Source organism: Pseudomonas reinekei (assembly GCF_001945365.1).
Classification (GTDB): Bacteria; Pseudomonadota; Gammaproteobacteria; order Pseudomonadales; family Pseudomonadaceae; genus Aquipseudomonas; species Aquipseudomonas reinekei.
Genome location: NZ_MSTQ01000030.1, coordinates 1 through 22,421 on the forward strand (window position 1 = coordinate 1; position 22,421 = coordinate 22,421).

A 22,421-nucleotide genomic window follows, 5' to 3' on the forward strand; every position below is an offset into this window, starting at 1 on the left:
GTCAGGCCGCCATCGCTGGCAGGCCAGCTCCCACAAGAATCGGGTACGACCGCAACATCAAGGTCGCCTGTCAGGCCGCCATCGCTGGCAGGCCAGCTCCCACAAGAATCGGGTACGACCGCAACATCAAGGTCGCCTGTCAGGCCGCCATCGCTGGCAAGCCAGCTCCTACAGAAATCGGGTGTGGCCACAACAGCCAGGTCGGCTGTCAGGCCGCCATCGCTGGCAGGCCAGCTCCCACATGAATCGGGTACGACCGCAACATCAAGGCCGGCTGGATCAACCAACGCTGTCAGCACGTTTGTGCAAATACTTCGCCCGCTCCGACAAACGCCGCTGCCAGTCCGGCGCCAAACCATGGGTCACTGCCAACGCCAGCAAATCATCAATCACCGGCCGATGCGACAACTGCACCTGCCAGAACTGATCAATGGAAAACCGCACCGAGTGCCGCTCAAGCAACTCAATCCGGTCCCCTGCCTCGAAGCACCCCGGCTGAATGACCCGGTAGTACCAACCAGTGATGCGCTCCTTGGCGACAAACATCGACATGTGTTCAGCATCAAAGCGGTGATTGATTTTCCAGCAGGGACTGCGAGGCTGGGACACCTGTAAAACCGCGCTGCCGACCTGGAACACATCACCGATGTGCACGTTGACTTCACTGAGCCCGACCGCCGAGATGTTTTCCCCGAGGCTGCCCGCCTTCAACTCAGAGGCACTGCCGGGAAAGGCATGCGCCAGCCGCTCATAGTGTTGCGCAGCGTACTGATGAATGGCTTTTTCCGGGCCGCCGTGCACGCGGGTATCGCCGTGCTGATCACCAACAATGCCGAGCATCTCAACCCGCACCGGGCCTGTATGCCGGTGCTTGAACATGCCGGTTTGCTGGCCTTCGGGCTGCAAGATGCCCAAGCCTCCTGCATACACATGGTCAATTTTTGAAGTCAGTTTCATCGGCGAACTACGCTCGTTTCATATCATTTCGAGCACTTTACTAATCCACGGAAAAGCTCGTAAAGTGATCATTAAATATAACCAGAATCACTTTTTATGATGGGTGGTGACGATCATGGAAATGCGCCAACTGAAGATTTTCTGCGCCGTCGCTGAACTGGGCAGCTTCACCGCCGCAGCCTTGCAGGTGAACACCGTGCAATCCAACGTCACCATGCGCGTGAAGGAGCTGGAAGCGGAGCTCAATCGCGAGCTGTTCATCCGCAAGAAGTCCGGGGTGGTGCTGACTTCGGCAGGCGAAACCTTTCTCGGTTACGCGCGGCGCATTCTGCAGTTGACCGAAGAAAGCCGTAGCGCATTGATGGACACCGGCAGCCCCACGGGATTGCTGCGTTTGGGATCGATGGAGACCACTGCCGCCATCCGCTTGCCGCAGGTGCTGACCAAATACCGCGAGCAGTTTCCAGAGGTGCAGTTGTCGCTGCTGACGGGCACCACGGTGGAACTGATCAAGGCGATTGAAGCGCATCGGCTCGATGGTGCGTTTGTCGGCGGATTCCACCAGAACTCGGCGCTGGCTCAGGAAGAGGTGTTCACCGAAGAGCTGGTGCTGGTCAGCAGCAACCACTTTGAAACCCTGCCTGCACTCATCGAAAAAATGCCCCAGCAAACGGTACTGGTGTTTCGCACCGGGTGCTTTTATCGCTCGACGCTGGAAAACTGGTTTTATCAGGTGGGCCTGGTGCCGAACCAGATCATGGAACTGGGCACGCTCGACGGCATCCTGTCATGCGTCGCGGCGGGCATGGGCGTGACGCTGCTGCCCAAGTCCATTGCGGAAAATTGCAGCGTGCGCCATGCGATTCGCTGCCACACACTGCCGGCGGAGTTTGCCAATGTCTCCACGGTGTTCATTCGCCGCAACGACACCATGATCACCTCCGCCATGAGCGCCTTCATCGGCCTGGCACAACAGCAAATCGCCCGGCCGGCGGTGGCGTGAACCCAAACAGGTAGGAGCCGGCTTGCTGGCGATAGCGGTCTCTCAGGCAACATCTCTGTTGAATGGGCTTCAGCCATCGCGAGCAGGCTCGCTCCCCCATTTTGTTATTGCCAACCGAGTGTCCTTCTTTGCTCGCTCAAGAACCGCCCGGTCGTGGCATAGTCGGTGAAGCCGCTCCCCGTATCCGGCACTGGCACCAACCCGCGCACCAACTCCGCCACTCGCTCTGCCGCCGGGATAACGCTGTGGATCTTGCCCACGCCCTGCCCCGCATACAGCGACAGTTTCTCGGCCATCCGCGGTTTGTCGATCGCCCGGGCGCCGCCGCCGATGAAGCGCAGCAGGTTCCATTTATCCCGATTGGGAATCACGCGATGCGGCGTGCCGTAGGTCCAGCCAAACGAGTAGCCGGTGCGGTACTCGGTGTCATCCGTGGTCGCCTCGACGATCTTCTGTTTGTACAACGGATGGGCATTGGATTCATCAGTCGCGATGAACGCCGTGCCCACCACCACACCGCAAGCACCCAGTGACATCAGCGCCCGCACATCGTCGCCCTGGGTGATGCCGCCCGCCGCCAGAACCGGCCGGCCTTCGCAGACCGCAAGGATCGAAGTCAACAACGGCATGATGCCAATCGTGCCTCGATTGAGATGCCCGCCACTCTCACTGCCTTGGGCGATGATGATGTCGGCCCCCTGGGCAATGGCGATGCGGGCCAGTTCCACCGACCCTGCTTGCACCATCACGATCAGCCCGGCGTCCTTGGCCCGGGGGATCATGTCGGCGGCATATTTTTCGGCGTAAAACAGCGACAGCAGCTTGGGCTTTTCCTTGAGGATCACCTGAAACTGCGCCTCGAACACATCCGGGCCACCGAATTGCGGCACCAGGTTCACGCCGAACGGCTGGTCAGTCAGTGCGCGGGTTTCCTGTATCCAGCGGCGCAAGGCCAAGGGCGGCAGTCGCAAGCCGCCGAGGACGCCCATGCCCCCGGCATTGGCCACGGCGGCCACCAATGGCGGGCCGGAAATCGCCGCCATGCCGCCGAGGAAAATCGGGTACTTCACGCCGCAGAGCCGGGTAATGGCGTTACCCGCGAAATCAAGTCTGTCCTGGTTCATGACTCACAGCTCCACATGTTTGCCCAGCATCCGCTTGAGCGTGTTGTTCTTCAGGAGAAAGTGATTTTTGACCGCGCCGAAGATGTGCAGCGCCAGGCCCGCGAGGAACGCCGAGGCGCCGATATTGAACAGCACGTCGACCACATGCCGCAGTGACTCATTGACCGGCAGGAGGCTCGGAATCCACCACCCTCCCGGCAACTCCACCACTTGCCCGGCGGCGCAGCGTGAAGCCCACACCGCGATCGGCAGCAGCACCATCGCGAGGGCGAGCGACACCGCCACCGAGCGGCTGATGATCACTTCGATCGGGTTCGGCGTGCCCACCGGCAGCGGATGGTATGAAGTGATCCGCGCCCAGAACCGATAGCTCGAGACAAGGAACAGAATCAGGCCCAGCAGGTTTTGCAGCCTGCCGAACTCCAGTTGCGAGGCCGCGCTGGCGGCGTTATCAATCAACAGTTGCAGGCCGAAAATCGCCAGCAGGGAGAACGCCACGACCCAGTGCAGGGCAACCGTGATGGGGGAAAATCTCAAGCCATTGTCTCTAAGTTGCATGGCTGACTCCTTTTGCAGAGGTCGCAAATCAGGAAAGGATTGACCGCGAAAGTCTTAGTGGTTGACCGCCTGCGCGGCGCCGAGCCCGGTCTGGGCACGGATCAGCTGATCATCGAAACGCTCGCGCTCAAGCACTGCACCGTGACTGCGATCGGTGACCGAACCCAACCAGGTGAAGAGGAACGCCACGTTCATCGAAATGATCGCCGGATAGTCATAAGGGAAGATCGCCTCGGCATTACCCAGCACCTTGACCCACACTGCCGGCGAGAGAATCACCAGCCCCACCGCACTTACCAGACCCGCGACACCGCCGATCAACGCACCGCGCGTGGTCAAGCCTTTCCAGTACATCGAGAGCACCAGAATCGGGAAGTTGACCGACGCGGCCACGCCAAAGGTCAGCGCCACCAGGAACGCGATGTTCTGGTCCTTGAACAGAATGCCCAGCACCACCGCGACGATGCCGATGCCTACCGACGCGATGCGCGATACGCGACGCTCGTCCCTGGCATCGGCTTTGCCCTTGCGGACCACCATCACATACAGGTCATGGGAAATCGCCGACGTGCCCGCCATGGTCAGCCCGGACACCACCGCCAGAATCGTCGCGAAGGCCACGGCGGAAATGAAGCCGAGCAGCAGATCGCCGCCCACGGCTTTGGCCAGGTGCATCACCGGCATGTTGCCGCCGCCGATCAACTTGCCCGCCAGGTTTCCGCCCTCGAAGAAGGCCGGGTCCTGCCCAACGATCACGATGGCGGCCAGCCCCAGCACCGCCACGATCAAGTAGAAAAAGCCAATGAACCCTGTGGCGACGAACACCGATTTGCGCGCCTGCTTGGCGTCCGGCACGGTAAAGAAGCGCATGAGAATGTGCGGCAACCCTGCCGTGCCGAACACCAGCCCCAGCGACAACGAGATCAGCGACAGCGGGTCGGCCACCAGTTTGCTCGGCAGCAGAATCCGCTCGCCGTCACGGTGCGCGGCCACGGCTTTTTCGAACAGCACATCGAAGGAAAAACCGAACTTGCTCAGCGCCAGAAACGCCAGCAGCGTCCCGCCCACCAGCAGCAAGCCGGCCTTGATGATCTGCACCCACGTGGTCGCGACCATGCCGCCGAAGGTCACGTAGACTGCCATCAACAGGCCCACGGCAATCACCGCATAGTTGTAAGGCAGGCCGAACAGCAGCTGAATCAACTGCCCCGCCCCCACCATCTGCACCACCAGATAAAAGCACACCACCGTCAGCGAACCGAACGCCGTCAGCGTGCGGATGCGGTTTTGGTCGAGGCGAAAAGAGGCGATGTCGGAAATGGTAATGCGCCCCAAGTTGCGGATGCGCTCGGCGAACAGAAACAACAGCAGCGGCCAGGCAACGAAGAAGCTGATCGAGTACAGCACGCCGTCGAAGCCGTTGAAGAAGATCATGCTGGTGACCCCCAGCAGCGCCGCCGCCGACATGTAGTCACCGGCCAGTGCCAGACCGTTCTGGAAGCCACTGATGCCACCGCCTGCCGTGTAGAAATCGTCCATGGATTTGGTCTTGGAGGCAGCCCAGTACGTGATGCCCAAGGTGGTCACGACGAAGACCAGGAACATGCTGATCGCGGTGATGTTGATCGGCTGTTTTTCGACGTTCTGGATGACATCGCCGGCCATGGCGCGCGCCGCGAATACACACAGCAGAACGGGAAGGATGAGGTTGCCGAGGATGCGTTTCATACGATGGCCCCCGCGCGGATTTCTGCGGTCAGGTCATCGAACTCACCGTTGGCGCGATGGATGTAGAGACCGGTAAACAACCAGGCCCCGACAATGAACACCGCCCCTAAAGGCCACCCGATGCTGATGACGCTGGTGGCGGAAATCTTCGTCGCTAAAAGGTGGGGCGCGAAGGCGGCGACGAGGATGAACGCGAAGTAAGGGACAAGGGTGGCGGCGGTAAGACTGGCGACGAAACGTCGTTGCCGTGAGACCAAGTCCTTGTACCGGGGATGATTACGGATTCTGGCTGACTCAGTTGCATGATTCACGTTGACTCCGTGTTGCAGTGGTTGCGTTATTGTTGTTCCACAGCCTCAGATTCAGACTCGATCCGCCACTGGCTGCGGTATCTGTGCCCCTTCAACCTATGCCTGCCACTTGATCATGTAAAATGATCAATAATGATTCCGTTGATCGTTTTTGGTGAATCTAAATCGTTGTTGCACTTGTCTTCTCCGCACCCCGACTCTAATCTCCATCAGGCTTTAACCGTGGCAATGGCTATTACTTTTTGAGATAGGTGATGTTGATGGATGTAGCGGATCTCAAGGTGGTGGACGCCGTGGCGCGCCACGGCAGCATGAACAAGGCCGCCAGCGAGCTGAACACCGTGCAGTCTAACGTTTCGGCGCGGATTCGCTCGCTTGAGGATGAGCTAGGGGTTGCGTTGTTTCAGCGCAGCGCCAAAGGTGTGCAAGTGACGCCCGCCGGTCGCCGTATCCTGCCTTTCGCCGCCCGCTTATCGAAATTGCTGGTCGACGCTTCAAGCGCTGCCCGCGATGACGGCCACCCCAAAGGCGTGATGGAAATCGGCACGCTGGAAACCACCCTCGCCCTGCGCCTGCCCCAGCTGATTGCCCGGTTTGCCAAAGCTTATCCCGAGGTTCGTCCGGTGGTGCGCACCGGCACCACGTGCAGCCTGATCCAGGATGTCATCGACTGTAAGCTGGAGGGTGCATTCGTGGTCGGTCCGGTCAATCATCCGGATCTGCATACGCAAGCCGCGTTTCGCGAGGAGCTGGTGTTGATCACCTCACCGGCGGTGCTGCGGTTGGACGATATCGCCGGTATCGAGAATCTCAAGACCGTGGTGTTTCGCCTCGGCTGCTCCTATCGCCAACGCCTGGATACGCTGATGACCCAACTCGGCGTCCTGGCTCCCGAGCCGCTGGAATTCGGCTCGATCGAAGCCATCATCGCCTGCGTGTCCGCCGGCGTCGGCATCACGCTTTTGCCCAGAGGCGTCATCGCCGATGCGGCACGTGCGGGGTTGGTGACGGTGCATGAACTGCCCCCGGAACTGGCCCACGTGGAGACCGTATTCGTGCGCCGCATTGACGGTTACTTTTCCAGTGCGCTGGCGACCTTTCTGCACAGCGTGCGTGTGGAGGGTGTCACTGCCCCGCTGTAACAACGGGCATCGCATGGAAGCGGCTTTTCACCCAGCCGTTGGCTGCCGCGCACAATGCCAGCAACGCACCGGTCACCAGAAACACCTGATGCAAGCCGAAATGCGCACCGATCTGACCGCCGATCAATGGCCCGATCACCTGCCCGGAGAACTGCGCGGATTGCAGATAACCGAGAATTTTGCCGGTGTTGTGCTCCTGCACCGAATGGCGGATCAGCTTGGCAATGGCCGGCAGCAACCCGGCAATGCTCATGCCCATCAGCCCGCGTAACACCGCCAGTTGCCACCATTGCGTGACGTACGCTTGCGGGATCATCACCAGGCCCGTCACCAGCAAACAGCCAATGATGACGTTCCAGCTGCCGACCCGGTCGGCCAGCGCCCCCAGCTTGGCGGCGGTCAGAATACTGCCCAGCGCCGAGCAGGCCATTACCACGCCGGCGATCCGCGCCTGCTCATCAAAGGCAACGCCAAGGTGGCCGATGTAAACGGTGATGATCGGTTCGATCGACATGTTGGCCAGCAGCACCATCATCGCCGTCAGCAACAGTGCGCCGATGACCGGCCAGCGTGAACGGTCGGCCGGCGCTTGAGCGTTGTCGGTCCGTCGCGAGCCATCTGACTGGCGATTGAAGTCCTCACGGATGAGCACGATGGTGGTGATCGCTGCCAGCGCAATCATGGCGCCACCAACGAAGAAAGTGCCGCGAATACCCACCCATTGCGGCAGAAATCCGCCCACCAGGGGCCCGATCAAATTGCCGGACAACGCCCCTGTCGACAGCACGCCCAAGGCCCAACCGGCCTTCTCCTTCGGCACCTGGGAACCGATCATGACGATAGAGGCCGAGGCATAGCCGCCGATAAGCCCGGCGATCAATCGCAGCACCACCAGGTCGGTAACGTCCCGCGCCAGCCCGATCAGCGACATCACGATGGCCATGCCGATGGCCGCCCGCACCAACATCGGCTTGCGCCCGAACCGATCCGCCAGCCGTCCCCAGAGCGGCGCGGTCATCGCCGTGCCAAAAAACGTTGCGCCGAACGCCACGGCGGACCACTGCACTACATCGGCCTGGTTCGTCACGCCCAGTTGTTGCACATACAGCGGCAAAAACGGCAACAGCATGCTCAGGCTCACCAGCGTGGTGAACGAACCGAACACACAAACAGCGAGGTTGCGGCGCCAATAAAGACGATTGCGATCAGCGTAATTCACTTCAACAGATGCTCCGGTGTCGAACGTTGAACCACCGCCACTACATCGATCACGAAGGCGAGCAACATGGCCGATGTGCCAATGAGAAACAGCAGACTGTAATTGCCACCGCTATAGGAAAACAGGAACGACAGGCCATAGGCGGCGACCGCCTGGAACAGCGCAAATCCGACCGTGGCGGTCTGCCAGGCCGACGTCTGTCGCGCCGGATGATGGGCGAGGATTTCATGAACCCGACCCAGTACCAGCGGCACGGTGCCGGTGACAAAGGCGCCGACGATTACACTGGAGATCATCAGCCAGACGCTGCCAAGCCCGAACGCCGGCACCGCAACGCAGATGGCCTCGATGATGAACGACACCCGCAATGCACGACCGAAGCCGATACGGTCCGCCAGCAGCCCGGCCAACAACGGCCCGACAGTGGCGCCAATGCCGAACAGCACCCAATATTGCGCCCCGGTTTGCAGCCCCTGCCCCAAGCCGCGGGCGACGAAATCCACCAGGAAAATCATGTGTGGCACCCAACCGGCCGCGTTGAGTGCGTATTCGACATACAGCGCCTTGAGGGTGCCGCTGGGAGCAGCGTGACGGTGATGAGAGGGGGTGGCTACCGGGGCATCCGCTGTGGGCCAGCCCCACCAGGCAAGTAGCGTCAACGCCAGGGAGATCAGGCCGAGGCCAAGCCAGGTTTGTTCAAGCCCCTGTTGCAACAGCATCGGCACCAGTGTCCCCGACGCGGCGATCCCGACGCCCACCCCCATGAAAATCAAACCGCCGGCCAAGCCCCGGCGGGAGGGCGGAACGTGCGCCAGTACGGTTGGCGCGGCCAGGACCATCAAGGCGCCACCGGCAACGCCCGAGAGGAATCGCCAGGCAAAAAACCAGGCAAAAGACACCGGCCACGCACAGGCGAAAAACGCGATGCTCGCCAGCAGCATCATCGCCCGCAGGGTAAACCGGGTTGAGGTTTTCGACGCCAGTGAGCGGCCGAAAAGGGCTCCGGCCAGATACCCGGCAAGGTTTGCCGCCCCCAGGTAGGCCGCCCTGGAAGCATCGAACCAATGCGCTCCGACAAGGGCCGGCAGCAACGGCGTATAGGCAAACCGCGCCAGACCAATCCCCACAAGACTCGCCGAAAACCCGGCCACGGTTCCTCGCCAGGGGCTGGCCGTTTGTAGCGCAGTACCGGCTGTTGTTGGCTTCACAGTGTTCATTGTCTGCCCTTTCGTTCATCAGTCGGGGCCGACTGTACGCGCGAGCAAGGTATCTCAAGAAGCGAATTTAATAGACAGCTGTTATCTGGATTAATGATATGCAGCTCGACTCCTGCACGGGATTGGCCGGGAGCGTTAGTTACACGGTGTATCAACAGTAATTCCGAAACGACCGTATACCTTCACCCCAGGGCTTTTTTACAGTGACCGATGCACTGCGTTCTTTCACTCCACGAGCGAACCTCCATGCCCCACAACGTGAATCATCTTGATGCCGCACTGACTGCCTATCCACGGGCGGCTTTGCTTGAAGGCCCGACACCGATCCAGAAACTGACCCGCCTGAGCCAGTTGCCCGAACTCAATGGCTGCAACCTCTACGTCAAACGCGATGACCTCACCGGGCTCGGCGGTGGCGGCAACAAGCTGCGCAAACTGGAGTTTCTGCTGGGTGAAGCACTGGCCGAAGGTGCCGACACGCTGGTGACCTGGGGTGGTTTTCAATCCAATCATGCGCGGCTGACCGCAGCGGTGGCCGCGCGCCAAGGCCTGGCGTGCGAACTGATTCTGACGCCATCAGCCGTGCGCACCGATAACGATTTTTGCCACAACGGCAATGTCCTGCTGGACGATCTGTTCGGCGCGAAAGTGCACCGGCTAGCGCGGGGCGTCACACCGAACGCCTACGCTGACGAATTAGTCGCGAAGCTCAAAGATCAGGGCAAAAAACCTTTCGTCATGCCCTTGGGCGGCTCCAGTCCCCGGGGCAGCCTCGGTTACGCCGCCTGCGCCGCTGAAATCCTGCACCAGGCTGACGCGCTTGGCCTGCAGTTCGATCAGATCATCGTGCCCAACGGCAGTGCCGGTACCCACTCGGGATTGCTCGCCGGTGTAACCCTCGCCCGCTCGGCAACGTCGATTGTCGGCTACTCGGTATTGGCAGACGAAGACCAGGCACTGGCCACAACACAGGAAAAAACCCGGCAGACACTGCACCTGCTCAATCACGAAGCAACGGTGGGCGTTAGCGCAATCAACGTCGACGGCAGCCAACGCGGTGAGGCCTACGGCGCACCCACCGAAGCGATGCTTGAAGCCGTGCGCCTGCTCGCTTCCCAAGAAGGCTTGCTGATCGATCCCGTCTACGGCGGCAAAGCGTTCGCCGGAATGCTCGCCGCCGTGCGCCGAGGCGACTTCCCGGCCGGCAGCAATCTGCTGTTTGTCATGACAGGTGGCTTGCCCGGCCTGTTTGCCTACCGCAGCGCTTTTGCCTGACAGGCCACTTCAACCGCCATAAAAAAACCTCCCCGGGCGCGAACCCGGGGAGGTTTTTTACATGTGCATCAAGCGATCAGTTTTGCGCTTTGCTCATCTTGGTAAACAGTTCGGTTGGCACTTTCTTGCCGTTGGAAGTGAACTGGTTGGTGCGGAATTTGTACACCTCGCCTTCGGAGAGGAAACCATCGCCGTTGGTGTCCATCGCTTTGAACTCTTCAGCACCTTGCGGGGCTACAGCCAGCAGTTCCTTGAGCGAAACGCGGCCGTCGTGGTCAGTGTCGGTACGAGCGAACGAAGCATCACCGCATTTACCTTCACCGCACTTGCCTTCGCCGGCCTTGGTCACCTTGGCGCCGGCTTCGTCAGCACCACACTTGCCTTCACCACATTTGCCTTCGCTGGTTTTTTCCGCGGAGGCCAGTTGGTAGCCCTGAGGCAGAGCGTCTGCAGCAAAAGCGGTCGAAGCGAGGTTCATGCTGCCGGCCAGTGCAACAGCGATCAGGCCAATACGGGATTTGTTCGACATACGGGACATGGTGATTCTCCGGATACGGTGTGCGGCCAAGCCGCTAAGGTCATTGCCACTAAGGGCGATAAGCCGTGGTGCGAGGCGCATCTGCTTTCTCGCTAAGGCAGGGCTATTTGACTGCAACCGTGTATCCCGGATGTATCCGGTTCGAGGGCATTTGTAAGCCAGTCTCCGTACAGCGGGTTCGGATACACAGCGATACACACGCCCCTCTGCCCTCACGCAATCACTTTCGCAAACACCGATTTGTCGACGTTGGCACCGGATAGAATCACGCCCACCTTTTTCCCCCGCATGGCCTCACGCTCCTGCATGAGCGCCGCCAGGGCAGAGGCGCCCGCACCTTCGGCGAGGTTGTGGGTGTCGGTGTAATACACGTCCATGGCCTCGGCAATCTGCTCGTCGCTGACCGATACGATCCGCGCTGCACCCTGCGCGTAAACGGCAAAGGCTTCAGCAATGGGTTTGCGCACCGCCAGGCCATCGGCAAAGGTATTGGCCGTGGCGGTTTCGCAGATGACTCCGGCTTCGAACGACAACTTTGCGGCGGCCGCTTCGCTGGAAACCACGCCCACCACTTGAGTCTTCAGGCCCAGCGCGTCGCGGGCGGCGATCACCCCGCAAATCCCCGATCCACAGCCAATCGGCACATACACCGTATCCAGGTCCGGCGCTGCCTTGAAAAGCTCCAGCGCGTATGTGGCCACGCCTTTGACCAGCTCGGGATGGAACGGCGGAACCAGGAAGAGACCATGGATTTGTGCCAGGCGTGCGGCCTCCTCCCGGGCCTCGTCGAAATCGCGGCCAAACTCCACCACTTCGCCGCCGAAGCCGCGCATGGCGTTGTTCTTTTCCAGCGAATTGCCTTGCGGCACGACAATCAAGGCCCGCAAACCTGCCGCGCCTGCCGCCAGCGCCAGGCTCTGTCCATGATTGCCACGGGTGGCACTGACGATGCCCTTCACTTCGGGGTGCGCACGTTTGAGCCAATGCATGAAGGTAATGCCACCGCGTACCTTGAAAGCACCGGTCGGCGTGTGGTTTTCGTGCTTGACCCACACCGTGCAACCCAGCCGTTGCGCCAGCAACGGCCAAGCGTATTGGGCGGTCGCAGGCATGACCTGATAAACACGTAGGGCTGCTTGTTCGATGTCGTCGCATGTCAGTCTGTGCATGAGCTGTTCCCCTGAGGTTTTGCCCAGTCTAGACACGGCCCCCGCTGCCGGCTTTCAGAAAACTGACCTGACTTTTGCGCCCGCTCTTGTTTAGTATGGTTTTCATGAGCCATCGAACCCGACTGCCGTCACCTTCCCCGTCTGAACCGGTCCGCCGGGTCGAAGCCGGGCCGTGGCTGATCGAATTGCTGCCTGGCTGCGCCTACGCTACCCGTTATGTGGCGGCGCAATCTGCGATTGGTTTCGCCTTCGACAGCCAGCGCGGCCTGCACGCCATCGGCAGCGACCGGGTACTGCCCTTCGATGCGATACCTGACGGCCTGGCGTTTGTGCCGGTCGGCTGCGACGTCTTGTCCGAATCACCCCAGGGCGGTGAATACCTGCGCGTGCTGCGCACTGACGGTATTGCCTTGGCGGGAGACCGTGCCTTCAACAACCGCATCGACCTACACGCCACGATCCTTGCCCGGCGGATGCGCAGCGCCTTGTTGCGGGGGTCCGTTGAGGACGACTGGGAGGCCTGGGCACTGGCCCTGGCTGAACGAACGACGCAAACCGCTACGAGTTCATCGCCGCATTCTGGCTCGATAACCGGCAGCCGGATGCGCTTGCTCGATGAGTTCATCGACGCGGGCCTGGACGGCCCGCTGGGTGTACCGGTAATGGCGCAATTACTGGGATTGTCCGAAGGTTACTTCATGCGGGCATTCAAAAGCGCCACCGGCAAAAGTCCCCATAGTTACCTGATCGACCGACGCCTCGCCAAAGCCCGCGCCCTGATGCGCGACTCGACAGCGACCCTGACAGAAATCGCCTACCGCTGCGGTTTCAACTCCCAGGCGCACATGACGACCGTGTTCAGGCAACGCCTGGGAGTGAGTCCGGCGCAGTTGCGAGGCAGCTCGCGCAGATGACCGGGCAGCTTGGGCTACGCGATACCCGCCCTGCGCAACTACCAATCAGGCAGCAGCCAGTCCTCCATCAATCAGGTAGATCGCGAAAGAAAAAGTCACGATCGACAGCACCGTACTGACCAGGATGGAGGTCGCAGCTTCACTCTGATAGGCGCCGGTCTGGTTCGCGAACATCGCCGGGATGGTCGCCGACGGAAGCGCGCAAAGCAGGATCATCTGTTGGGCATAAAGCCCATGGGTGCCCAGCACCACAGTGGCGGCGAACATCAACACCGGGTGAACGAGGAGCTTGAGCCCGAGGTTGCCCCACACCTCACCCGACATTTTCAGTTTCTCGGACGACATGATCAGTCCCAGGCAGAGCAGGGAGACGCCAGGCGTTGCCTTGCCGAGAAGATTGAGTGACTCCGCAGCAATCGGCGGCAGCTTGACCTGCAGCAGCGAAATCAGAATGCCAAGGGCCGGCGCCCACATCAGCGGACGGCGTACCGCTCCCGACAGGCTCGACACGAACGCCTGGGTGCCGCTGCCCTTTCCATCGGCGATGGTCAGCAGCATGGTCGTCAGCGGAATCATCACCAGGCTCGCGACCAGGTTCAGCACCAGCACCGAATAAATGCTGCCGGCGCCGTACATCGTTGCGAGGATCGGGATGCCCATGAAGGCCGCGTCCGGATACCCGTTGACGAAGCCCTTGAGCGTTGCGACCTTGAGATTGCGCGTGGTGAACCAGCCGATTGCCAGCGCTATCGCGTACATGCCCATGATGCCGATGAACGTCGCCGCGACGAATTTGAAGTCAAGAAGCTGTTCACGAGGCGTGCTCGCCATCCCGACGAACAACAGTGCCGGGAAAATCCAGCCGAGTACCAACCGGCTGATCAACAGGCTGTCCGAATGGGTCAGTCGTCCGCGTTTGCCGGCGATGTAGCCAAGCGCGATCACAAAGGCGACGGGCAAAATTGGCCCTACGATTCTGTCTAACATGTGCTCAATCCTCGTATTTATTTTTATCAAGAATGTGGTCGTGGCTGATCGAGGCCGACGCGTCGGCGACGATCAAGCGGTCGGTCAGGGTTTGATGCGGTAGTCCCGAATGACGTCCTGGTCGGGCTCGATGCCAAGCCCGGGCCCTTGCGGTACGTCGATGCGGCCGTTACGCGGAATGATGGCGTCGCCATAGAGCTGCGCTTCGAGATCGAAGTAACGCCACTCGACCAGGGACTTCGCGCCGCCGAGGGCGGCACTGCCATGCACGGCGGCCAACAGGCCCGGGCCGTCATAAAAGGCGTGGACCATCACGGTGACGCCATGCGCATTGGCCAGCGCATAGACTTTTTGCAGTTCGGTAATGCCGCCCATCTTGGCCGGGCTAGGCTGGATGAAATCGACCGCGCCGGCTTCAAGCAGATGCTGGAAGTCCATCAGCGTCGAAGCGTTCTCGCCGGCCGCAACCGGGATGCCGCCGTGCTGCCGTACCCGCGCCAGGCCCGCGTAGTCTTCCGGCGGCCACACCGGTTCTTCGATCCAGCGCAGGTTCAACGGGCGCAGTTTCTCGGTCATATCCAGTGCTTCACGCACCGACCATGGGGCGTTGACATCAAGGGTGATTTCCACGCCGGGGCCTGCGGCTTCGCACGCGGCGCGGATCACATCGGCATTCACTTCATGCAGCTTGAGGTGACGGAAACCACTGTTGACCGCGCGCTGCACATTGACCCGGATCAGTTCAGGGTCGGCATAGCGGATCAAGCTTGCATAGGCCGCCAACGAAGTGGCCTCGCTGCCTCCCAACAGTTGGTAGATCGGTTTACCCGCCGCTTTGCCGGCGATATCCCACAGCGCAATGTCAATCGCCGACAGGCCATAGATGAATGCGCCGCTGCGACCGAAGACGTGAAACTTTTTTTGCAGATCGCCCTGGAGTTTCTCACGCAGGGTCACATCACGGCCGATGAGTTCAGGCGCGAGGATCGTGTCGATCACGACTTTCACTGCCGGTATGGCGGTGAAACCGAAGGTTTCGCCCCAGCCGACGATCCCCTCGTCCGTGGTGACTTTCACCACCAGGGAATCGACCATTTGCAGGTCTTTCGGGCCCCAAACCCCACCGGCCGACGGCCCGCCCGTAGTGAAGGGAATCCGAAGCGGAATGGTTTCGATACTGGCAATTTTCATAAGACGTCGCCTCAAACAGGTTGCAGGGTTGGCGCGGCGATTTTCGATTCGCGCGAGCCAGGTTGAGGACAACGTACATGACGTCCTGTTGTCCTTCAACTGAACAACTGATGATTTCGGCATGCCATCGCCTGAATTTCATTTAACTCATTGATTTTATTTGTTTATATTTTTTATGCGTTCAATGAACTTCAGTTTCAACTGTTGGGAACAAGTCTTCTGATGTAGATTAAGAAGACAAGTGAAAGGGAGGAAAGGAATGAGTGAAATGAATGTGCAACCCGTGGCGCGGCGCCCTCATCTGGCCGAGCACATCGCCCGCTCGTTGAGCGACGAGATTGCTTCTGGCCGACTGCGTCCGGGAGACCGGTTGCCAACCGAGCAATTTCTCTCGCAAAACTTTGGCGTCAGCAGGAATGTCGTGCGCGAAGGAATTGCCACACTTCGGGCTCAGGGTTTGATCCAGTCCCGCCAAGGTGTGGGCGTGTTCGTCTCGGCCGCGCCCCAATCGGCGGAACCTTCCCCCCAGCGCGAACGCACGTCTTTGCTGGACGGTGACAATACAATTCGCAACATGTTCGAAGTGCGGGCTGTACTGGAAAGCCAGGCTGCCGCACTCGCAGCCTCGCACATGACGCCCCACAAACTGAAAACCATCCAGGCTGCGGTCCTGCGAATGCAATATGAAGGCGAACCGACGCTGGACACGGTGAACGCCGATCTCGACTTCCATCGGGCCGTGGCCGCAGCGTCTGGCAATGACTATCTCGAGACGATGATTCGCACCGTGCTTGAACCGATGCGGGCACTGATCACCATGAACTTTGCGCGACGGGGCCCGGTGTTCAGCAATATTCCCCATGCAGCACGGGGTGAGCATGAAGATCTCGTGCAGGCGTTGACTGACCGCAATGCGGCGGCGGCGCGTCAGATCATGGGGCAACATATCGTCAGTGCAGCGTCACGGTTCGGCTACGAAATTGATTTTTACTAACCACGAGCGCCCGGCCACGGTTGTCATGTTGTCCTACAAGAATGACAGGGAGGTGCCCCGGCGGCACCCGCCCCTGCGACAGTGGCCCGGACCTCAAACATGCGATGGGAAGAGCGGCAAGATGTGCTCAGCGAGCTCGTCAAGAATCTCGCCGTAGGGTTGCCGGCTGACCTTGGGGTTGAGCGCGATATGCGAAATACCGGCAGCCTGCGCCTGCTCCAGGTAGTTACGCAGGCCATTACGCCCCGCCCGGAAGCCTCCCTGGATGCGCTGGAACGGCTGGTCCGGGTTGTCGCTGAGGTCGAAGTAGCCGCCGAGCCCTAACGGTTTGAACGCGTTGCGCCCTTCGATTTCACGCACTCTGGCGTGCCAGCTTTCGCCCAATGACACCAACCGCTCGGGGCTTTGCACGCCGGCGAGATAGCCATCAAGGTGTTCAGCCAACCATTCGACGCTCTGCTGTGCCTGGCCGACAGCGATTGACGGGACGCGCCCATACGGCGCTTTCGGCACCAGGTCGAGGTTTCCGTATGAACCACCGAACCGTTCGGAGCGAAAGCGCGGAAAGTCCTGCTCAATCAGGGTGCGAAACACCGAGAAGGCATCACGGTAGCGATCACCACGGGATTCATAATCGATGCCCAGCATCGGGTAGTCGGTGTAACGATCGCCCGAGGACAACCCCAACACCAGGCGTCCTTCGCTCAACTGGTCCAGAGACGTCGCTTGCTTGGCCAGGTACATGGGCTCATGGGTAGGCAGCACGATGCCGGTGGTTCCCAGGACGATGCTGCGTGTGGCGGCGGCCAGAAAGCCGATGTAAACCAGAGGTTCAAAGATGTGCGCCACATCGTTGTAGTCCGGGTCGTAGAACGGAATGTCACGCATCCACAGCGCACCGAAACCAAGCGCCTCGGCGCGTTGCGCCATTTCCACGTGACCTCGCATGGTCGGCGCGGCTCGGCCGGCGTGGGTTTCGAGGGGCAAAATCAGACCCACCGTCAGCGTTTGTGGCTCAAACACACGGCGAAAACCAGGATGACGCTCAAGCAAGGGATCGGGGGTCGGTAAGGTGTCAGATTGCACTGGCGGCGCGTGTCGAGTCGCGATTGTCATGGTGGCAGTCTCGGTGAGTGGCGATGACTGACATGTTTATTGATTCCTCAAGTCCGATAAACACCACCAACAGACCATCACAAGGTCCGCTGAGTCCCCAATACTCTCAAGTGTCCCAAGGCACTCCAGCTTCCCAGCGCTCAATCAGCAGATCAATAAATGCGCGGACACGCAGCGACAACTGACGCTTGCTCGGATACACAACCCGAATTGGATCGGGCGCTGCACGGTAAAATTCGAGCACTTCCACCAACGTTCCATCGCGCAAGTCGTTACCCGTGATATAGGTCGGCAGGTGAACCAGGCCAATGCCCGTCAGCGCCGCTTCGCGCATGGCTTCAGAACTGTCAATGTTCAGCCGCCCGGGTTGTTCATGGAAATAGAGGCCGTCGGGTGTCTGGTAACGCCAGACACTGGCCTGGCCACTGATGAACGCGATGGTGTCGTGCCCCACAAGCTCTGCAGGTGTTTGCGGTACACCGCAACGGGCCAGATAAGAGGGCGAGGCACACGTTGCAAACTGCTGCCAACCCACGGTTCTGGTCAACAGTTGGGAATCGTCTTTTGGCGTGCCGATGCGGATGGCTATATCGACCCCCTCTTCGACCAGGTCGACAAAGCGATCGGTGAACCAGACGTCAGCACGAAGTTCGGGCCACTGTTTCAGATAAGCATCCAGAATTGGCAGGATGTGGCGCTGGCCGAAAGAAAGTGGGGCTGTGAGTTTGAACGTGCCGGTCGGCCGTCCACGGCGCAAGGCCATGGTTGCATCCACCTCATCAAGATCCTCGAGAATTTGCTTCCAGCGTTCATAGGCGACCTGCCCTTCGTCAGTCAGGCTCAGTTTGCGCGTGGTGCGATTGAGCAGCCGTGCCCCCATCCGACTCTCAAGACGAACGATACTTTTACCGACAGCCGATCGGGTCAGACCCAGTGAAGCGGCCGCGGAAGTAAAACTGCCAGCCTTCACGGCGCAGACAAATGCAGCAATATCACCGAATCGGTTGGCTTCCATGGGTGGATTTACTCCCGTGCATACGTACGTTGAAGCGGGAAATGAGGCCCGAAAGACTGGTTTTTCGCTGCTAATCGGCAATCACAATTCTTACCCTAGTCGAATCAGCTTTTCTCGCCTGCAGCCTTTCAGCGCTCTGCCGAAAAGCACTTCGAATAGCCAGCAACTTAAACAATCCTCAAGGTCGAAAAAATGCCACATTTGATGCTTGCTTTGCTGACCCCGCGATTCCAGGCTGTATCAACCCCCGCGCAACACGTAGCTTGATCTAGGCTTAGATGACATCCCGCGGGAGTAACCCTCATGTCCCTCGCTCTCGGAAATCTGACGGCCATCACGTTGGCTGCGTTTTTTTGCTCAACCGCCTCTGGTCAAGCAGCCGACACCCACCCGCCGCCGGCGATTCTGCCCCTGGAATCCGAATCGGTGCCAAGCCTCATGGCCTATCCGCCGCTAGCCGAGCCGCTCGCGCGCGGGGTTGTCATCATCCAGTATCGAACGGAACACGCCAGGATCATGCCGGTATTCGGTAAAGCGGCGGCTGATGTATCACCTCGTCTGAGCCATCTTCACGTGACCGTCGACGACTGGAAAGGTACATGGGCGCACACCAGTGAAGACCCGATTATCCTGGTCGGACTGACACCCGGCCCTCACAACGTGCTGCTTGAGATCGCCGACCCGACTCATAAAATCCTCACCAGTACGACCGTGAGTTTTATCGTTCCGCCGAAGAAACCCTAACGGTCAGGGCCGGGTTCCCGGCCCTGAACTCACGCCTGCTTCAACGCGCTATCGAACGTCGGCGTCAACCCCGACAACTCCAGCTTGCGGACAAAGTCACCGAGACGCTGTTGCTTGTAGGCCTCCACGTCGAGGTCGCGGTAGTCGTAGAAGCCCTGGCCATCGCGCAGGCCATTGCGACCGTTTTGCATGTGGTCGGCAATGACCTGCGGCGACTCGAAGCGCGGCGACAGCGCGCCACTGAGGTAGCGCGAGGCGTAATGGAGGATGTCGCCACCGCCCCAGTCGATGAACTCCAGCAGGCCCAGCACAGAGAAGCGCAAACCAAAGCCGACGCGCACGGCGGTGTCGATGTCTTCTGCGCTGGCCACGCCCTCTTCCACCATTCGTGCGGCCTCGTTCATTGCCAGTGCCTGGATGCGCGGGACGATGTAGCCGGCCACGGCGTTGCACACCACAGGCACCTTGCCGATGCGCTTGAGCAGTTGCAGCAAGCGTTCGACCACGTGTGGGCAGGTCGCTTCGCTGCGGCTGACTTCCACCAGCGGCATCAGGTAGGCCGGATTGAGCCAGTGGGCGTTCACGAAGCGCTTCGGCTCACTGACCATTTCGCTCAACTCGGTGACCAGAAAGGTCGACGTGGTTGATGCGATGATGGCCGATGCCGGGACATGTTCGCTGACCCAGGCGAACGTCTGCTGCTTGACCCCGATGATTTCCGGCACGGCTTCAAACACCAGGTCGCACAGGCGCAGTGTCTCTGCAGCTTGAGACCGGGATTGCAGGGTCAAGCGCGATAGCGCGATGTCCGCCTGTTCAAGCTGGAGCATGCCGAGCCGCACCAGCATCTGCAGTTCGCTGCGGATGTTGTTGCGCACCCGTTCGAAGTAGCCGTGCCGCTCATCTTCGGCGCGATCCTTGATGTCGATGAGGGTGACCGGCAAGCCCGCATGAATGAACGCCAGGGCAATGCCCTCGCCCATCCGCCCGGCACCGACCACGCTGACGTGGGGCAACGCGGCGTTCATCAGTTGAAACCCTTGGTCAGCAGTTCGGTCATCTGCGCCCGGTCGAGTGTGGCCAGGCCGAGATTTTCCAGGGTACGGCCTTCGGCGTAGAGATCACGTTCAGCGACAACCGAGGCAATGCTCAGCAAACCTTGCGCAACCGGTGTCGGCACACCGGCCCAGCGGCCGACGGACACCAGAAAGGACAACCCCAAACGCGTGTCTTCGAGCATGTAGCGATGCTTTTGCAGGTCGATATCTTCGCGCCAGTCGCCGCTGTCGGTCAGCTTGCCGTGGGCACCGCGACCGTACATCCACTCATCGCCTTCGCGGATGTTGTAGTGGTCGGCCAGGGGGAAGTGCGGCGCGCCGTAGGTCAGCGCTTCGCGTACGGCCATGCGTTCGGCGTCGAGCTGGTTGGTCACGCGGCGAATCGACGGCTGGGTACCTTCGTTGTGAATGTCCCAGGACTCGAAGTGCTCCAGGGGACCGGCGTTCATCATGATCAGCGGTGGGTGGATGATGGGGCCTGCGTTCATCAACGCACCGCTCAGGGCGTCCTCAATCGGCTCAACGCTCGGGTACGCCTCGCGCAACACCGCGAAGGCGTGCTCAGACAGGTTGCTGGGGAACACGCCGGTCGGCAGGCGGGTGGCATAGCCACTGATCACCAGGTCGCTGGCGCCATGCTTGCGCACCAGATACGGCAACGTGCCGGTTTCCGCGAAGGCGACTTTGCTGCCGTTGCCCGCATCGGCCATGGCTTTGGCGAACACGTAGCTGCCGAACGTGCCCGGTGGCAGGAACACCACCTGGCCGTCGCGCAGGTGCGGCGCCACGTCTTTGGCCAGGGCTTCGTGGGAGGTCGACGGCAGCGGGATGAGCACCAGTTGCGCGTCGCTCAGGGCCTCGGCCAGGTTATCGGTCAACGACAGGTTGTCGCCCGTTTTGCCGACGGACAGCTGGCGAGTGCCCTTGTAGTCCTTGATGGTCAGGCTGCCGATGGCCAGCAGCGCCTTGAGCGCGGCGCCGTCACGACGCCAGAGGCGGGTTTGATGCCCCTTTTCAGCCATTTCGACAGCAGCGGCATAACAGCCGTGTCCACCACCCAACACTGTAATTTTCATGGAGTCACTCCTCTTGTATGTGACTCGATGCTATCGAGCTGGACCGCTGCGGACTCACCCGATTGCGCAGCCGGGTGACGGATTGCGCAGCCGTCTCAGTGCTTCTGTCGCCGCAGGGTGTCCGACGGCAAACAGCCATAACGCAGCCGATAGGCGCTGGAAAAATGCCCGAAGCTGTTGATGCCGTGACGCAACAGGATATCGGTGACGGTTTCACCGTCCCGGCCCTGCTTCAGCGATTCGTGGATCACCGCCAGGCGCCGGTCGCGAATGAACTCCACCGGCGCTTGCTGGAGGAATTGCTTGAAGCCGTTCTGCAACGTACGCACTGAAACGCCACACAGCTCGCTCAAGGTCGTCAGGCTGATCGGTTGGTCGAGGTGCGCCTCAATGTAGTCGCGGGCCTTCTTCACGTGATGCGGCAGCGGTGCGCGCGAGTCGATCAACAGATCCGCCGAGTAGTTGTGCGGCAACTGGGTGAGCAGCAATTGCATCAGGTATTCGGACAGGCCGCTGGCGAGGCGCGAACCGTCGACGCCATCGCCGTAAAGCCGGCAGATGTAGTCCAGGGTGTGATAGAGGCTGACGACGCCGGCGCCGAGGTGGTCGACGCTGACATCAAAGATCACCGACTGCCGCAGGCTGCGACCTAACAGGCGTTGCAGTTGCGCCTCCAGGGCATCGCGGTCGACACGCAGGATCAGGTTGCGGCATTGCCCATCGGTCACGATGCGGCTTTGCGCGAAGGGCGAGGAAACGCTCAGGCAGCCCGACTGCATCGCCGCGCTACGCCGGCCGTGGGCCACTTCGCAATGCCCCTGCAAGGTGATGCGAAACAGGTATTGATCGGCAATGTCGCCGATGGTGATTTCCACCGGCGCGCCATAGCGCAAGTCGAGCAGCGCCGAATCGCCGAAAAACACGCCGTTGAGCCGGGTGTGAATCGGCTCGTCACGCAGCACGTTGAAGCTGTGTGGACACAGGTAGTGGCTGACCTTGTCCTTGATCTCACGGTAATCGGCCGAGCTCAGCAGACTGTGCCGTTCCAGCAGGTGTACGTCATTCAGCATCAAGGGTTCTCCCGG

At 60.4% G+C, this 22,421-nt stretch carries 22 protein-coding genes; 6 read left to right on the forward strand and 16 right to left on the reverse strand.

Translation table 11 applies throughout. From position 1 onward, the window contains the following. Positions 1-279: 279 nt before the first annotated feature. Entirely contained in the window at positions 280-957 is a 678-nt protein-coding gene (locus BVK86_RS27935; protein ID WP_075949458.1) for an MOSC domain-containing protein, read from the reverse strand. Positions 958-1,072: 115 nt separating this feature from the next. Here BVK86_RS27935 and BVK86_RS27940 point away from each other — a divergent pair, with 115 nt between their 5' ends. Beyond that, positions 1,073-1,960: a LysR family transcriptional regulator gene (locus BVK86_RS27940; RefSeq protein WP_075949459.1), complete on the forward strand. Its 888-nt coding sequence runs from the start codon at positions 1,073-1,075 to the stop codon at positions 1,958-1,960. 104 nt (positions 1,961-2,064) lie between these two features. Here the strand turns inward: BVK86_RS27940 and BVK86_RS27945 are convergent, their stop codons facing one another. The 4 genes from BVK86_RS27945 to BVK86_RS27960 are packed head-to-tail and all read right to left on the reverse strand — an operon-like array spanning position 2,065 to position 5,681. Next, positions 2,065-3,084 carry an NAD(P)H-dependent flavin oxidoreductase gene (locus tag BVK86_RS27945; protein WP_075949460.1) on the reverse strand — a complete coding sequence of 340 codons (1,020 nt, stop codon included), beginning with the start codon at positions 3,082-3,084 and terminating at the stop codon, positions 2,065-2,067. A gap of 3 nt (positions 3,085-3,087) precedes the next feature. After that, complete coding sequence (locus BVK86_RS27950; RefSeq protein ID WP_075949461.1) at positions 3,088-3,642, reverse strand: cytochrome b; 555 nt, start codon at positions 3,640-3,642, stop codon at positions 3,088-3,090. 54 nt (positions 3,643-3,696) lie between these two features. Continuing rightward, a complete protein-coding gene (locus BVK86_RS27955) occupies positions 3,697-5,370 on the reverse strand; it encodes a cation acetate symporter (RefSeq protein ID WP_075949462.1) in 1,674 nt (557 codons plus the stop codon). Beyond that, entirely contained in the window at positions 5,367-5,681 is a 315-nt protein-coding gene (locus tag BVK86_RS27960) for a DUF485 domain-containing protein (protein WP_075949463.1), read from the reverse strand. The genes BVK86_RS27955 and BVK86_RS27960 overlap by 4 nt, the downstream gene beginning before the upstream one ends. Before the next feature lie 260 nt (positions 5,682-5,941). Here BVK86_RS27960 and BVK86_RS27965 point away from each other — a divergent pair, with 260 nt between their 5' ends. Beyond that, complete coding sequence (locus BVK86_RS27965) at positions 5,942-6,823, forward strand: LysR substrate-binding domain-containing protein (RefSeq protein ID WP_075949496.1); 882 nt, start codon at positions 5,942-5,944, stop codon at positions 6,821-6,823. On the opposite strand, the gene BVK86_RS27970 is transcribed toward BVK86_RS27965, so the two are convergent. Further along, positions 6,807-8,042 carry an MFS transporter gene (locus BVK86_RS27970; protein ID WP_075949464.1) on the reverse strand — a complete coding sequence of 412 codons (1,236 nt, stop codon included), beginning with the start codon at positions 8,040-8,042 and terminating at the stop codon, positions 6,807-6,809. The two genes, BVK86_RS27965 and BVK86_RS27970, sit on opposite strands and share 17 nt — an antisense overlap. Then, positions 8,039-9,259 (reverse strand): YbfB/YjiJ family MFS transporter, encoded by a 1,221-nt coding sequence (locus BVK86_RS27975; RefSeq protein WP_075949465.1) that lies wholly within the window; start codon positions 9,257-9,259, stop codon positions 8,039-8,041. The genes BVK86_RS27970 and BVK86_RS27975 overlap by 4 nt, the downstream gene beginning before the upstream one ends. Before the next feature lie 246 nt (positions 9,260-9,505). On the opposite strand from BVK86_RS27975, the gene BVK86_RS27980 reads away from it, so the two are divergent. After that, the gene (locus tag BVK86_RS27980; RefSeq protein ID WP_075949466.1) at positions 9,506-10,534 is read left to right on the forward strand and encodes a D-cysteine desulfhydrase family protein; all 1,029 of its coding nucleotides are present in this window, start codon (positions 9,506-9,508) and stop codon (positions 10,532-10,534) included. A gap of 76 nt (positions 10,535-10,610) precedes the next feature. Here BVK86_RS27980 and BVK86_RS27985 read toward each other — a convergent pair whose 3' ends face one another. Both BVK86_RS27985 and BVK86_RS27990 read right to left on the reverse strand, forming a co-directional pair. Beyond that, positions 10,611-11,072, reverse strand: coding sequence for an HvfA family oxazolone/thioamide-modified RiPP metallophore (locus tag BVK86_RS27985; RefSeq protein ID WP_075949467.1), 462 nt, complete (start codon positions 11,070-11,072; stop codon positions 10,611-10,613). Positions 11,073-11,284: 212 nt separating this feature from the next. Then, a complete protein-coding gene (locus tag BVK86_RS27990; RefSeq protein WP_075949468.1) occupies positions 11,285-12,241 on the reverse strand; it encodes a threonine dehydratase in 957 nt (318 codons plus the stop codon). A gap of 95 nt (positions 12,242-12,336) precedes the next feature. Between BVK86_RS27990 and BVK86_RS27995 the strand changes: the two genes are divergently transcribed. Next, the gene (locus BVK86_RS27995; RefSeq protein WP_075949469.1) at positions 12,337-13,155 is read left to right on the forward strand and encodes a helix-turn-helix transcriptional regulator; all 819 of its coding nucleotides are present in this window, start codon (positions 12,337-12,339) and stop codon (positions 13,153-13,155) included. 45 nt (positions 13,156-13,200) lie between these two features. Here the strand turns inward: BVK86_RS27995 and BVK86_RS28000 are convergent, their stop codons facing one another. Both BVK86_RS28000 and BVK86_RS28005 read right to left on the reverse strand, forming a co-directional pair. After that, positions 13,201-14,142, reverse strand: a complete 942-nt coding sequence (locus BVK86_RS28000; RefSeq protein ID WP_075949470.1) for an AEC family transporter — start codon at positions 14,140-14,142, stop codon at positions 13,201-13,203. Positions 14,143-14,226: 84 nt separating this feature from the next. Further along, complete coding sequence (locus tag BVK86_RS28005; RefSeq protein WP_075949471.1) at positions 14,227-15,333, reverse strand: mandelate racemase/muconate lactonizing enzyme family protein; 1,107 nt, start codon at positions 15,331-15,333, stop codon at positions 14,227-14,229. Between the two features lie 259 nt (positions 15,334-15,592). Here BVK86_RS28005 and BVK86_RS28010 point away from each other — a divergent pair, with 259 nt between their 5' ends. Beyond that, complete coding sequence (locus tag BVK86_RS28010) at positions 15,593-16,327, forward strand: FadR/GntR family transcriptional regulator (protein WP_075949472.1); 735 nt, start codon at positions 15,593-15,595, stop codon at positions 16,325-16,327. A 93-nt stretch (positions 16,328-16,420) separates the two neighbouring features. On the opposite strand, the gene BVK86_RS28015 is transcribed toward BVK86_RS28010, so the two are convergent. Both BVK86_RS28015 and BVK86_RS28020 read right to left on the reverse strand, forming a co-directional pair. After that, positions 16,421-17,350, reverse strand: a complete 930-nt coding sequence (locus BVK86_RS28015) for an LLM class oxidoreductase (protein WP_244160020.1) — start codon at positions 17,348-17,350, stop codon at positions 16,421-16,423. A gap of 199 nt (positions 17,351-17,549) precedes the next feature. Then, positions 17,550-18,458, reverse strand: coding sequence for a LysR family transcriptional regulator (locus BVK86_RS28020; RefSeq protein WP_075949474.1), 909 nt, complete (start codon positions 18,456-18,458; stop codon positions 17,550-17,552). Positions 18,459-18,761: 303 nt separating this feature from the next. Here BVK86_RS28020 and BVK86_RS28025 point away from each other — a divergent pair, with 303 nt between their 5' ends. Next, complete coding sequence (locus BVK86_RS28025; RefSeq protein WP_075949475.1) at positions 18,762-19,202, forward strand: DUF6130 family protein; 441 nt, start codon at positions 18,762-18,764, stop codon at positions 19,200-19,202. Between the two features lie 29 nt (positions 19,203-19,231). Here the strand turns inward: BVK86_RS28025 and BVK86_RS28030 are convergent, their stop codons facing one another. The 3 genes from BVK86_RS28030 to BVK86_RS28040 form a co-directional block, all read right to left on the reverse strand. Next, positions 19,232-20,230, reverse strand: a complete 999-nt coding sequence (locus BVK86_RS28030; RefSeq protein WP_075949476.1) for a 3-hydroxybutyryl-CoA dehydrogenase — start codon at positions 20,228-20,230, stop codon at positions 19,232-19,234. Beyond that, on the reverse strand, positions 20,230-21,336 hold the full coding sequence (locus BVK86_RS28035) for an NAD/NADP-dependent octopine/nopaline dehydrogenase family protein (protein WP_075949477.1): 1,107 nt from the start codon (positions 21,334-21,336) through the stop codon (positions 20,230-20,232). The genes BVK86_RS28030 and BVK86_RS28035 overlap by 1 nt, the downstream gene beginning before the upstream one ends. 95 nt (positions 21,337-21,431) lie before the next feature. Then, a complete protein-coding gene (locus tag BVK86_RS28040) occupies positions 21,432-22,406 on the reverse strand; it encodes an AraC family transcriptional regulator (protein ID WP_075949478.1) in 975 nt (324 codons plus the stop codon). Positions 22,407-22,421 lie beyond the last annotated feature (15 nt).